7 protein-coding genes, 2 tRNA genes, 2 rRNA genes and 1 riboswitch are annotated in these 13,080 nt (G+C 51.9%); of the genes, 2 read left to right on the forward strand and 9 right to left on the reverse strand.

The genetic code is table 11. The annotated features are described in order from the left end of the window. Nucleotides 1–10: 10 nt before the first annotated feature. The 6 genes from HV041_RS19095 to btuB form a co-directional block, all read right to left on the reverse strand. Nucleotides 11–2,917, reverse strand: a 23S ribosomal RNA gene (locus HV041_RS19095). Nucleotides 2,918–3,123: 206 nt separating this feature from the next. Beyond that, nucleotides 3,124–3,199, reverse strand: a tRNA-Ala gene (locus tag HV041_RS19100). A 105-nt stretch (nt 3,200–3,304) separates the two neighbouring features. Next, nucleotides 3,305–3,381: transfer RNA gene (locus HV041_RS19105), tRNA-Ile, on the reverse strand. Between the two features lie 71 nt (nt 3,382–3,452). Continuing rightward, a 16S ribosomal RNA gene (locus tag HV041_RS19110) occupies nt 3,453–4,994 on the reverse strand. Together the 16S and 23S rRNA genes with 2 tRNA genes alongside form the textbook arrangement of a ribosomal RNA operon. Before the next feature lie 355 nt (nt 4,995–5,349). Then, nucleotides 5,350–6,201 carry a glutamate racemase gene (gene murI / locus HV041_RS19115; RefSeq protein ID WP_048213970.1) on the reverse strand — a complete coding sequence of 284 codons (852 nt, stop codon included), beginning with the start codon at nt 6,199–6,201 and terminating at the stop codon, nt 5,350–5,352. After that, entirely contained in the window at nt 6,146–7,984 is a 1,839-nt protein-coding gene (gene btuB / locus HV041_RS19120; protein ID WP_121585298.1) for a TonB-dependent vitamin B12 receptor BtuB, read from the reverse strand. Before btuB ends, murI begins: the two co-directional genes overlap by 56 nt. Before the next feature lie 63 nt (nt 7,985–8,047). After that, nucleotides 8,048–8,245, reverse strand: a riboswitch (cobalamin riboswitch). A 115-nt stretch (nt 8,246–8,360) separates the two neighbouring features. Between btuB and trmA the strand changes: the two genes are divergently transcribed. Beyond that, complete coding sequence (trmA, locus tag HV041_RS19125) at nt 8,361–9,461, forward strand: tRNA (uridine(54)-C5)-methyltransferase TrmA (protein ID WP_048213972.1); 1,101 nt, start codon at nt 8,361–8,363, stop codon at nt 9,459–9,461. Nucleotides 9,462–9,543: 82 nt separating this feature from the next. Here the strand turns inward: trmA and HV041_RS19130 are convergent, their stop codons facing one another. Both HV041_RS19130 and fabR read right to left on the reverse strand, forming a co-directional pair. Continuing rightward, nucleotides 9,544–9,903 (reverse strand): YijD family membrane protein, encoded by a 360-nt coding sequence (locus HV041_RS19130; protein ID WP_003028863.1) that lies wholly within the window; start codon nt 9,901–9,903, stop codon nt 9,544–9,546. Nucleotides 9,904–9,918: 15 nt separating this feature from the next. Continuing rightward, on the reverse strand, nt 9,919–10,554 hold the full coding sequence (gene fabR, locus HV041_RS19135) for an HTH-type transcriptional repressor FabR (protein ID WP_003028862.1): 636 nt from the start codon (nt 10,552–10,554) through the stop codon (nt 9,919–9,921). A gap of 191 nt (nt 10,555–10,745) precedes the next feature. Between fabR and sthA the strand changes: the two genes are divergently transcribed. Further along, nucleotides 10,746–12,146: a Si-specific NAD(P)(+) transhydrogenase gene (gene sthA / locus HV041_RS19140; protein ID WP_040233022.1), complete on the forward strand. Its 1,401-nt coding sequence runs from the start codon at nt 10,746–10,748 to the stop codon at nt 12,144–12,146. On the opposite strand, the gene oxyR is transcribed toward sthA, so the two are convergent. Continuing rightward, a complete protein-coding gene (gene oxyR / locus HV041_RS19145; protein WP_003028858.1) occupies nt 12,129–13,046 on the reverse strand; it encodes a DNA-binding transcriptional regulator OxyR in 918 nt (305 codons plus the stop codon). The two genes, sthA and oxyR, sit on opposite strands and share 18 nt — an antisense overlap. Nucleotides 13,047–13,080 lie beyond the last annotated feature (34 nt).

Below are 13,080 nucleotides of genomic sequence, written 5' to 3' on the forward strand. Positions count from 1 at the left end.
TCGGCGTTGTAAGGTTAAGCCTCACGGTTCATTAGTATCGGTTAGCTCAATGTATCGCTACACTTACACACCCGACCTATCAACGTCATCGTCTTTAACGTTCCTTCAGGAGACTTAAAGTCTCAGGGAGAACTCATCTCGGGGCAAGTTTCGTGCTTAGATGCTTTCAGCACTTATCTCTTCCGCATTTAGCTACCGGGCAATGCCATTGGCATGACAACCCGAACACCAGTGATGCGTCCACTCCGGTCCTCTCGTACTAGGAGCAGCCCCCCTCAATTCTCCAGCGCCCACGGCAGATAGGGACCGAACTGTCTCACGACGTTCTAAACCCAGCTCGCGTACCACTTTAAATGGCGAACAGCCATACCCTTGGGACCTACTTCAGCCCCAGGATGTGATGAGCCGACATCGAGGTGCCAAACACCGCCGTCGATATGAACTCTTGGGCGGTATCAGCCTGTTATCCCCGGAGTACCTTTTATCCGTTGAGCGATGGCCCTTCCATTCAGAACCACCGGATCACTAAGACCTGCTTTCGCACCTGCTCGAGCCGTCACTCTCGCAGTCAAGCTAGCTTATGCCTTTGCACTAACCTCCTGATGTCCGACCAGGATTAGCTAACCTTCGTGCTCCTCCGTTACTCTTTAGGAGGAGACCGCCCCAGTCAAACTACCCACCAGACACTGTCCGCAACCCGGATTACGGGTCCACGTTAGAACACCAGCCATTAAAGGGTGGTATTTCAAGGTTGGCTCCATGCAGACTGGCGTCCACACTTCAAAGCCTCCCACCTATCCTACACATCAAGGACCAGTGTTCAGTGTCAAGCTATAGTAAAGGTTCACGGGGTCTTTCCGTCTTGCCGCGGGTACACTGCATCTTCACAGCGAGTTCAATTTCACTGAGTCTCGGGTGGAGACAGCCTGGCCATCATTACGCCATTCGTGCAGGTCGGAACTTACCCGACAAGGAATTTCGCTACCTTAGGACCGTTATAGTTACGGCCGCCGTTTACCGGGGCTTCGATCAAGAGCTTCTCCTTACGGATAACCCCATCAATTAACCTTCCGGCACCGGGCAGGCGTCACACCGTATACGTCCACTTTCGTGTTTGCACAGTGCTGTGTTTTTAATAAACAGTTGCAGCCAGCTGGTATCTTCGACTGATTTCAGCTCCATGAGTAAATCACTTCACCTACATATCAGCGTGCCTTCTCCCGAAGTTACGGCACCATTTTGCCTAGTTCCTTCACCCGAGTTCTCTCAAGCGCCTTGGTATTCTCTACCTGACCACCTGTGTCGGTTTGGGGTACGATTTCGTGTTACCTGATGCTTAGAGGCTTTTCCTGGAAGCAGGGCATTTGTTACTTCAGCACCGTAGTGCCTCGTCATCACACCTCAGCGTTAGTAGTGTTCCGGATTTACCTAAAACACCCGCCTACATGCTTAAACCGGGACAACCGTCGCCCGGCTAACATAGCCTTCTCCGTCCCCCCTTCGCAGTAACACCAAGTACAGGAATATTAACCTGTTTCCCATCGACTACGCCTTTCGGCCTCGCCTTAGGGGTCGACTCACCCTGCCCCGATTAACGTTGGACAGGAACCCTTGGTCTTCCGGCGTGCGGGTTTTTCACCCGCATTATCGTTACTTATGTCAGCATTCGCACTTCTGATACCTCCAGCATGCCTCACGACACACCTTCAACGGCTTACAGAACGCTCCCCTACCCAACAACACATAGTGTCGCTGCCGCAGCTTCGGTGCACAGTTTAGCCCCGTTACATCTTCCGCGCAGGCCGACTCGACCAGTGAGCTATTACGCTTTCTTTAAATGATGGCTGCTTCTAAGCCAACATCCTGGCTGTCTGTGCCTTCCCACATCGTTTCCCACTTAACTGTGACTTTGGGACCTTAGCTGGCGGTCTGGGTTGTTTCCCTCTTCACGACGGACGTTAGCACCCGCCGTGTGTCTCCCGTGATAACATTCTTCGGTATTCGCAGTTTGCATCGGGTTGGTAAGTCGGGATGACCCCCTAGCCGAAACAGTGCTCTACCCCCGAAGATGAGTTCACGAGGCGCTACCTAAATAGCTTTCGGGGAGAACCAGCTATCTCCCGGTTTGATTGGCCTTTCACCCCCAGCCACAAGTCATCCGCTAATTTTTCAACATTAGTCGGTTCGGTCCTCCAGTTAGTGTTACCCAACCTTCAACCTGCCCATGGCTAGATCACCGGGTTTCGGGTCTATACCCTGCAACTTAACGCCCAGTTAAGACTCGGTTTCCCTTCGGCTCCCCTATTCGGTTAACCTTGCTACAGAATATAAGTCGCTGACCCATTATACAAAAGGTACGCAGTCACCCCATAAAGAGGCTCCCACTGCTTGTACGTACACGGTTTCAGGTTCTTTTTCACTCCCCTCGCCGGGGTTCTTTTCGCCTTTCCCTCACGGTACTGGTTCACTATCGGTCAGTCAGGAGTATTTAGCCTTGGAGGATGGTCCCCCCATATTCAGACAGGATACCACGTGTCCCGCCCTACTCTTCGAGTTCACAACCTGTGCATTTTGGTGTACGGGACTATCACCCTGTACCGTCGGACTTTCCAGACCGTTCCACTAACACACAAGCTGATTCAGACTCTGGGCTGCTCCCCGTTCGCTCGCCGCTACTGGGGGAATCTCGGTTGATTTCTTTTCCTCGGGGTACTTAGATGTTTCAGTTCCCCCGGTTCGCTTCATTACGCTATGGATTCACGTAATGATAGTGTGACGAATCACACTGGGTTTCCCCATTCGGAAATCGCCGGTTATAACGGTTCATATCACCTTACCGACGCTTATCGCAGATTAGCACGTCCTTCATCGCCTCTGACTGCCAGGGCATCCACCGTGTACGCTTAGTCGCTTAACCTCACAACCCGAAGATGTTTCGTAAAACACCACCGTGTTGCGAAAATTTGAGAGACTCGAACACACCGCTTTTCATTTCTTATTACGGAGAAATGAAACAGTGTGTCGTTTCAATTTTCAGCTTGATCCAGATTTTTAAAGAGCAAAACTTCGCAGTGAACCTTTTCAGGTACACTCTGAAGTTTTCTTGGTTTTTTGCAGTAAAGATGGTGGAGCTATGCGGGATCGAACCGCAGACCTCCTGCGTGCAAAGCAGGCGCTCTCCCAGCTGAGCTATAGCCCCATCGTAGTTATCTCATTCACCTTAATTCTTGCTGAGACAAGGCGTGGAGCGGCGAAGCATACTGAAGTATGCGAGTCGTTTCACAACGCGGTATCAGAAAGAATTTGGTAGGCCTGAGTGGACTTGAACCACCGACCTCACCCTTATCAGGGGTGCGCTCTAACCACCTGAGCTACAAGCCTGCAGAGATTTTCTTACTGCTAATTTTCATCAGACAATCTGTGTGAGCACTACAAAGAACGCTTCTTTAAGGTAAGGAGGTGATCCAACCGCAGGTTCCCCTACGGTTACCTTGTTACGACTTCACCCCAGTCATGAATCACAAAGTGGTAAGCGCCCTCCCGAAGGTTAAGCTACCTACTTCTTTTGCAACCCACTCCCATGGTGTGACGGGCGGTGTGTACAAGGCCCGGGAACGTATTCACCGTGGCATTCTGATCCACGATTACTAGCGATTCCGACTTCATGGAGTCGAGTTGCAGACTCCAATCCGGACTACGACGCACTTTATGAGGTCCGCTTGCTCTCGCGAGGTCGCTTCTCTTTGTATGCGCCATTGTAGCACGTGTGTAGCCCTACTCGTAAGGGCCATGATGACTTGACGTCATCCCCACCTTCCTCCAGTTTATCACTGGCAGTCTCCTTTGAGTTCCCGGCCGAACCGCTGGCAACAAAGGATAAGGGTTGCGCTCGTTGCGGGACTTAACCCAACATTTCACAACACGAGCTGACGACAGCCATGCAGCACCTGTCTCAGAGTTCCCGAAGGCACCAATCCATCTCTGGAAAGTTCTCTGGATGTCAAGAGTAGGTAAGGTTCTTCGCGTTGCATCGAATTAAACCACATGCTCCACCGCTTGTGCGGGCCCCCGTCAATTCATTTGAGTTTTAACCTTGCGGCCGTACTCCCCAGGCGGTCGACTTAACGCGTTAGCTCCGGAAGCCACGCCTCAAGGGCACAACCTCCAAGTCGACATCGTTTACGGCGTGGACTACCAGGGTATCTAATCCTGTTTGCTCCCCACGCTTTCGCACCTGAGCGTCAGTCTTTGTCCAGGGGGCCGCCTTCGCCACCGGTATTCCTCCAGATCTCTACGCATTTCACCGCTACACCTGGAATTCTACCCCCCTCTACAAGACTCTAGCCTGCCAGTTTCGGATGCAGTTCCCAGGTTGAGCCCGGGGATTTCACATCCGACTTGACAGACCGCCTGCGTGCGCTTTACGCCCAGTAATTCCGATTAACGCTTGCACCCTCCGTATTACCGCGGCTGCTGGCACGGAGTTAGCCGGTGCTTCTTCTGCGAGTAACGTCAATTGCTAAGGTTATTAACCTCAACACCTTCCTCCTCGCTGAAAGTACTTTACAACCCGAAGGCCTTCTTCATACACGCGGCATGGCTGCATCAGGCTTGCGCCCATTGTGCAATATTCCCCACTGCTGCCTCCCGTAGGAGTCTGGACCGTGTCTCAGTTCCAGTGTGGCTGGTCATCCTCTCAGACCAGCTAGGGATCGTCGCCTAGGTGAGCCGTTACCCCACCTACTAGCTAATCCCATCTGGGCACATCCGATGGCAAGAGGCCCGAAGGTCCCCCTCTTTGGTCTTGCGACGTTATGCGGTATTAGCTACCGTTTCCAGTAGTTATCCCCCTCCATCGGGCAGTTTCCCAGACATTACTCACCCGTCCGCCACTCGTCACCCAAGGAGCAAGCTCCTCTGTGCTACCGTTCGACTTGCATGTGTTAGGCCTGCCGCCAGCGTTCAATCTGAGCCATGATCAAACTCTTCAATTTAAGTTTGATGCTCGTGAATTAAACTTCGTAATGAATTACGTATGTTCACTCAGAGACTTGGTATTCATTTTTCGTCTTGCGACGTTAAGAACCCGTATCTTCGAGTGCCCACACAGATTGTCTGATAAATTGTTAAAGAGCAGTTGCGACGCGCTTTAGCGCTCTGTCGCGAGGTCCCGTATATTACGTTTTCCTCATTCAGAGTCAAGCATTTATTTTTGCTTTTCTCCGCTGACCCGGCGGCGTGTAATCCGTTGTTCCGTGTCAGTGGAGGCGCATTATAGGGAGTTATTTCAGGCTGACAAGGGGAAATTTAAAATAATTCTCCGAGTGCGTATTTTTTCACCAAAACAGACTAAATTGCCAGTTTTTCGAGCGTTTTGAAGCCATAGCGCTGCAACACTGGCAATAATTGTTCAGCCTCTGTTGTCATTGCCATGCAAAATGCCACATTCTCATCGGCCGATTTTGCATCTGGCGCTTCGTGTTCTAATAACCAGGCCGTTCGACGCGCAATCGCAGCACCAGAATCCACCAGCCTCGTCCCCTCGGGCAGGACCTGTAAAAGCTCTTCCTGTAACAGAGGGAAATGGGTGCATCCAAGGACCACCGTATCAGGAGGTTCCGACATCCGCAGCCACGGTCTCAGAATACGGCGCAGCTCTTCCAGAGAAACTGTTTCGCCGTGCAGCTTCGCTTCTGCCAGCTCCACCAACTCAGCGGATCCCAACATCGCTATCTGACACTCGTTAGCAAAGCGCGCAATCAATTCGTGTGTGTACGAGCGTTTCACCGTCGCGCGCGTCGCCAGTAGCCCTACAATACCATTCGCCGTGAGCCGCGCCGCGGGTTTAATCGCAGGCACCACACCGACAACCGGAAAAGCGAACTTTTCACGTAATGCCGGGAGTGACACCGTGCTGGCGGTATTGCATGCGATAACCGCGAGTGCGAGGGGATATCGTTGCTGAACTGCAGTCACAATCTCAACAACACGCTCAACGATAAACTCTTCGCTTTTCTCACCATAAGGAAAGGCGACGTTATCAAAAGCATATATATAGTGGAGATCCGGCAGGAGATTCCGGATCTCATTGTAGACCGACAACCCACCGACGCCGGAATCAAACACCAGCACGGTGGGACGTGAATCAGAAGGTGTAGCTGCCAGACAAGGTGTATTCCCGTCCTGCAGTTGGGTAGCCATAAACTGTCTCGTAATCTTTATCGAACAGGTTGGCAATTTTACCACGAACTGTCAGCTGTGAGGTGATCGGATATGACACTGCCAAATCCCACAAACTCACACCGCCCATTTTTACCGGTTGATAAGTAACGTAGTCCGTATCGTATCGCGTCCCCAGATATTGATATGTCAGGCCCCAATCAAAATCATAGACCTGCCAGTCGAGCTGGTATTTCACCTGCTGTTTAGAACGACGAGCCAGTGGCTCGTTGGTAATCGCATTACGCGAATCTACGTAGTCGTAGCTAAGCGTATGCGCCAACGGCCCGGTGTCGAAGTTTGCAGTCGCTTCGATACCTTTAATACGCGCTTTGCCTTCGTTGTAGTACTTTTGAGTGTGGGTGTTGTAGTCGATCATGTCATCGATATCGTTGCGATACCCTGACACGCGCCAGTTAACCCCTGATGTTATCCCTTCAAACGCCCCTTCCCACTGCTTACTCTCTTCGGGATCAAGGTTTGCATTGCCGTAATAGCCATGCAACTGACCCAAATTTGGCGCTTTGTAAGATGTGCCATAGGAGGCAATGAAACGATAGCCTTCGATAAACTCCCATCCGGCACTGGTTTGCCATGTACCATGACGACCAAACTCAGAGTTATCATCACTACGTGCCGCACCTTCGAAGGTGAAGTCACCAAGCTGCTGCAATCCCGTCAAATAGAGGCCAGTATTACGTTGGTCGTAACCGTCCGTAACATACCCAGTGCCAGGTTCCGTAGTTTGCTTTTGCCAGTCCACGCCTGCACCAATGTTACCGTGGCCAACAACTATGCTGTTTGACCACTGAACATTGTATTGCTTCATATCATCTAACGTGGCCGAGGAATCATAGCGGCCATAGTTCGGATCATAGTTGTAGTCTTTACTGTGGCTGTAGCTCGAAACCAGTTGTGACTGAATCAGCTCGCCATTAAAACGTAACCCAGCGTCCCAGCTCTGGCTATACAGCTGTCGGGTATCAAGTAGCGCCGAGCCAGGAGAATAATACGAGTCATAATCTGTGCGGTTATCATAACCATAACCACGAACAAACCCGCTCCATGTCTCGGAGAAGTTGTGCTCCAGTGCGCCATACAGCGTCTTGCTTAAGAAACCGTCTTTATCCGGTTGAGCCTGTGCGCCAGTGCTACCGTAGGCCACGACATCGAAGCCTTTGGTGTAGGCATAATCGCCCATCAACGTGACACGCGTATTTTCGCCAAGCTGTTGTTGGGTTGCGATATCGTAATTTTGATACCCATTGCTTCCCACGCCGGCAGTCAGTTCCGTCCCTGGTTTTTCGCGCGTAGTAATGATATTCACCACGCCGCCAATCGCATCCGAACCATATATAGCGGAACGCGGCCCGCGGATATACTCAATACGTTGCACCAGCGATACCGGGAACTGGCTAAGATCGGCCGAGCCGCTAACTCCCGCTAAATTAAGACGTACACCATCTATCAACACCAGAACATGGCTGGAGTTAGTACCGCGAATAAAAATAGACGAGTTTTGCCCCATACCGCCGCTTTGTGCGATATCAACACCAGGCAAACGACGCAATACATCGTTTACCGAGGTAGATTGCCAGCGATCGATGTCCTGACGTGTAACGACGGTGATGGGTGCAAGTACTGCACTTAGGGGCTGCTGAAAACGGTTGGCAGTAACGACGAGAGTATCTGGGCTAGCATCCTGCGCCCAACCAGAAGATGTCGCGACGGAAAGCGCCGTCAACAGCAACGATTTTTTAATCATTGTAAAGCATCCACAATATAAGAAGGATGCCGCAGGTCCACCGATAGTACGCGATAGTGAAAACCAGATGCGACGTTAGCCGGCAGGTCTTCGGGCTTGGAAGGTTATTCAGGATACCGAATAAAAAGAAATGAGGACTTCCCACCCACAGGCAGTGTCTGCTTTACGCTCTCATTTCACCTTTCCTTACCGCTGCGCGTCAGCTCCAGATTTACACTGGATTCCCTTTTAACTCACAGGACCGGAAAACGGATGCTACAGTTTGTTACAACCTGGTGTCCAGACCGGATATCACAATATCGGAAATCATCAATAACTGGACATCTGATGAGCAATCCCTACAATCCCCGCGTACTTTTATTTTTCAGGACGCATCATGACCCCCGAACACCTTCCGACAGAACAGTACGACGCCCAGTTAGCTGAGAAAGTGGTGCGTCTGCAGAGCTTAATGACGCCATTTTATGCACAGGCTCCGGAAGTGTTCCGCTCACCGGTTAGCCATTACCGTATGCGTGCCGAGTTCCGTCTGTGGCATGACGGGGACGACCTGTACCACATCATGTTCGACAGCCAAACGAAAAACCGTATTCGCGTCGACAGCTTTCCGGCGGCCAGCGAGCTTATCAATACGCTGATGACGGCAATGATTGCAGGTGTACGCAACAACCACGTCCTGCGCCACAAACTGTTTCAGATTGATTACCTCACCACCCTGAGCGATCAGGCAGTGGTATCGATGCTGTACCATAAAAAGCTGGATGATGAATGGCGTAAGGAAGCCGAAGCGCTGCGGGATGCGCTGCGGGCGCAAAACCTGAACGTGCATTTGATTGGTCGGGCCACCAAAACCAAAATCGAGCTGGACCAGGACTACATTGACGAACGCTTGCCGGTTGCAGGTAAAGAGATTATCTACCGCCAGGTTGAGAACAGTTTTACCCAGCCGAATGCCGCCATGAATATCCAGATGCTGGAATGGGCAATTGATGTCACCAGAGGATCAAAAGGCGACCTGCTTGAGCTGTACTGCGGTAATGGCAACTTCTCGTTAGCTCTGGCGCAAAACTTCAACCGCGTACTGGCCACCGAAATCGCCAAACCTTCCGTGGCTGCTGCACAGTACAATATCGCGGCTAACCATATTGATAACGTGCAAATTATTCGTATGGCGGCCGAAGAGTTTACTCAGGCGATGAACGGGGTTCGCGAGTTCAACCGTTTGCAGGGAATCGATCTGAAGAGTTACCAGTGTGAAACCATTTTCGTTGACCCACCGCGCAGCGGTCTGGACAGCGAAACGGAGAAAATGGTACAGGCGTATCCGCGGATTCTGTACATCTCCTGCAACCCGGAGACGCTGTGTAAGAACCTGGAAACGTTAAGCCAGACGCACAATGTTTCACGTCTGGCGCTGTTCGATCAATTCCCGTATACGCACCATATGGAGTGCGGAGTACTGTTAACGAAGAAGTAAGACTGAACGGAGGCCGGATAAGCACTACCGGTTCAGATTGCCGGATGGCGGCTTTGCCTTATCCGGCCTACAGCGACAACGGTTACTCCACAATTTCCTGTTTACGGTTACGCACTTTAAAGCCGATCCAGAACACCAGAATCACCGACAGTACCGCCGGGAAGAAGTTAGAGCCAATATCCGGATATTCAGCACGTACCACGGTGCTGTACAACAGAACGCCGAGAATAAAACAGGCGGCAGCCAGGCCCGGTAGCCCCACAGGCATAGTGCGGTTCTGATAGCGTTGATGCAGACAATAAACCGTCAGCACCAGCGAAATAATCGGAAATACTGAGAATGGCACAATGGAGCTAAACAGCGCCGCAAATGTGCCATTGATCGATAAGCCAGCAACCAGCGCCAGCAGCAGCGTACCTTTATCTTGACCTGACTGTTTCATTGCTTGTCCTTCTCGTTACTCGGAGTGGTGCGTCATCTTCTCTTGTTCACGGCGGTACCAATAAAATGCGCCTTTCGCGATCATGCGCAGTTGCAATACCAGCCGCTCTTCCAACTGCCGACGCTGTTCAGCGCCAACATCCAGTGCTTCTGCCCCGGCGCTGAAAACAATGGTTACCATGGCTTCGGCTTGCGCTTCAGTAAACGCACGAGGCATATGGTTTTCGAGTTCCAGATAGTCCGCAAGTTCCGCAATGAAGTGCTGAATTTCACGTGCGACCGCTGCACGAAACGCTGCGGAAGTCCCCGAACGCTCGCGCAATAATAAACGGAAGGCGTTGGGATTGTTGCCGATGAACTCCATAAATGTTGAGACCGAGGTGCGGATCACACTCCCGCCTTTAGCGATGCGCTGACGCGCCTGGCGCATCAACTGGCGCAGCATCAGACCACTCTCGTCCACCATCGTCAGACCGAGTTCATCCACATCGCGGAAATGGCGATAAAACGAGGTTGGCGCAATGCCCGCTTCGCGAGCGACTTCGCGTAAACTGAGGCTGGCAAAACTACGCTCAGCGCTGAGTTGACTAAATGCGGCTTCTACCAGCGAACGCCGGGTTTTCTCTTTTTGTTGCGCTCTAACGCCCATCACGATGTCTGAATCCTTCCACATACCTTGCTGGCACTATACCAGAGATTAGGCGGTTGGCATGGCTTTGTGAATGATTGTTTACGCGCAGTTTGTGCTTCGACTTCGCAAAAAAGCACAACGATAATTGGGTTATCCCGACAACGATGTTACTATTCTGTTGCTTTTATGTATAAGAACAGGTAAGCCTGACCATGTCACATTCCTACGATTACGATGCAATAGTAATAGGTTCCGGTCCCGGCGGCGAAGGCGCTGCAATGGGTCTGGTTAAGCAAGGAGCGCGCGTCGCGGTAATTGAGCGCTATCATAACGTCGGCGGAGGCTGTACCCATTGGGGCACAATCCCGTCGAAAGCGCTCCGCCACGCAGTCAGCCGTATTATCGAATTCAATCAGAACCCACTTTATAGCGACCATTCCCGACTTCTTCGTTCTTCTTTCGCCGATATTCTCAACCACGCTGATAACGTCATTAATCAGCAAACGCGTATGCGGCAAGGATTTTACGAGCGTAACCACTGCGAAATTTTGCAGGGCAATGCCCGTTTTGTTGATGAACACACGATCGCCCTGGAATGCCACGACGGTACAGTGGAAACACTCACCGCAGATAAGTTTGTTATTGCCTGTGGCTCACGCCCTTATCACCCAACTGACGTCGATTTTTCGCACCCACGCGTTTACGACAGTGATTCTATCCTCAGCCTGCATCACGAACCTCGCCATGTTCTGATTTATGGCGCAGGCGTGATTGGCTGTGAATATGCGTCGATCTTCCGTGGAATGGACGTAAAAGTTGATTTAATTAACACCCGCGATCGCCTGCTGGCATTCCTCGATCAAGAGATGTCCGATTCGCTCTCATACCACTTCTGGAACAGCGGCGTGGTCATTCGCCACAATGAAGAGTATGAGCGGATTGAAGGCTGTGATGACGGCGTCATCATGCACCTGAAATCCGGTAAAAAGCTGAAAGCAGACTGTCTGCTGTACGCCAATGGTCGCACCGGTAATACCGATTCGCTGGCACTGGAAAATATTGGTCTGAAAACCGACAGTCGCGGGCAGCTCAAAGTAAATAGCATGTATCAGACCGCGCTGCCGCACGTCTATGCCGTTGGCGATGTGATCGGTTATCCGAGCCTGGCATCGGCGGCCTACGACCAGGGACGCATTGCCGCCCAGGCACTGGTCAAAGGCGAAGCCACCGCGCATCTGATTGAAGATATCCCGACCGGGATTTATACCATTCCGGAAATCAGCTCCGTCGGTAAAACCGAACAGCAGCTAACGGCAATGAAAGTCCCATACGAAGTCGGTCGCGCCCAGTTTAAACATCTGGCGCGGGCGCAAATCGTCGGTATGAGTGTCGGAACGCTGAAGATCCTGTTCCATCGCGAGACCAAAGAGATTTTGGGGATCCACTGCTTTGGGGAACGCGCAGCCGAAATTATTCATATCGGTCAGGCGATCATGGAGCAAAAAGGTGGTGGTAACACCATCGAGTACTTCGTTAACACCACCTTTAACTACCCAACCATGGCAGAAGCCTATCGGGTAGCGGCGCTAAATGGCTTAAACCGCCTGTTTTAACGCACTGTCGAAATGGCCATCCATTGATCCCCGGATGGCCTCTGCCAGCTGTTCATAACGGCTGCGCAGCGGCGAACCAGGACGGTACACCAGACCAATCGTACGACGCGGTTCGGGTTTAATGCATGGCAGATAAACGACACCATCACGCTTACGCTCCGGCGGAACAGCCAGCGCAGGCAGTAAGGTAATCCCGCTTCCTGCCGCCACCATGTTACGCAGCGTTTCCAGACTGGTTGCCCGAAAATGGGTATCTTCATCAGCACCCGCTTCAAAGCAGAAGCCCATTGCCTGATCGCGCAGGCAGTGCCCATCTTCCAGCATCAGCAGTTTTTCACCCGCCAGATCGGACATCGGTACACAGTCACGGTTTGCCCACGGATGATCTTCATAGATCGCCAGCAGCATAGGCTCATCAAATAGCGGTACTTCGATGAACGCCTCACTCTCTTTCACCAACGCCAGGATCACGCAGTCGAGCTTACCGCTATCCAGTTGCGCCAGCAGCTGATGCGTCTGCGCTTCATGCAGGTACATTTCCAGTTTCGGGAAGGTCTGGTGCAACATAGGGATAATATGCGGCAACAGGTATGGCCCCACCGTTGGGATCAAACCAATGTGCAGCGGGCCTGACATTGTCTCGCCTTGTTGGCTTGCCATTTCCTTGAGCACTTTGACCTCGCGCAGCACGGTACGCGCCTGATCCACCAGCAGTAAACCTGCCTGAGTGAACAGCACTTTACGACTCGTACGCTCCAGCAGCATAACGCCAAGCTCATCTTCCAGTTTGCGGATTTGCCCGCTAAGCGTTGGCTGGCTGACGTGGCAGGAGTCCGCCGCTCGCCGGAAGTGACGATGCTCGGCTAGCGCCACCAGGTATTCAAGATCACGAATATTCATTATTCATCCTCCATCGCCACGATAGTTCATGGCG

Source organism: Citrobacter sp. RHBSTW-00029 (assembly GCF_014104295.1).
Classification (GTDB): Bacteria; Pseudomonadota; Gammaproteobacteria; order Enterobacterales; family Enterobacteriaceae; genus Citrobacter; species Citrobacter youngae.

What these genes read in the sequence shown, in the direction of transcription:
- murI (WP_048213970.1), bottom strand. Translation starts at nt 6,201, where the DNA reads ATGGCTACCCAACTGCAGGACGGGAATACACCTTGTCTGGCAGCTACA.
- btuB (WP_121585298.1), bottom strand. Translation starts at nt 7,984, where the DNA reads ATGATTAAAAAATCGTTGCTGTTGACGGCGCTTTCCGTCGCGACATCT.
- trmA (WP_048213972.1), top strand. Translation starts at nt 8,361, where the DNA reads ATGACCCCCGAACACCTTCCGACAGAACAGTACGACGCCCAGTTAGCT.
- HV041_RS19130 (WP_003028863.1), bottom strand. Translation starts at nt 9,903, where the DNA reads ATGAAACAGTCAGGTCAAGATAAAGGTACGCTGCTGCTGGCGCTGGTT.
- sthA (WP_040233022.1), top strand. Translation starts at nt 10,746, where the DNA reads ATGTCACATTCCTACGATTACGATGCAATAGTAATAGGTTCCGGTCCC.
- oxyR (WP_003028858.1), bottom strand. Translation starts at nt 13,046, where the DNA reads ATGAATATTCGTGATCTTGAATACCTGGTGGCGCTAGCCGAGCATCGT.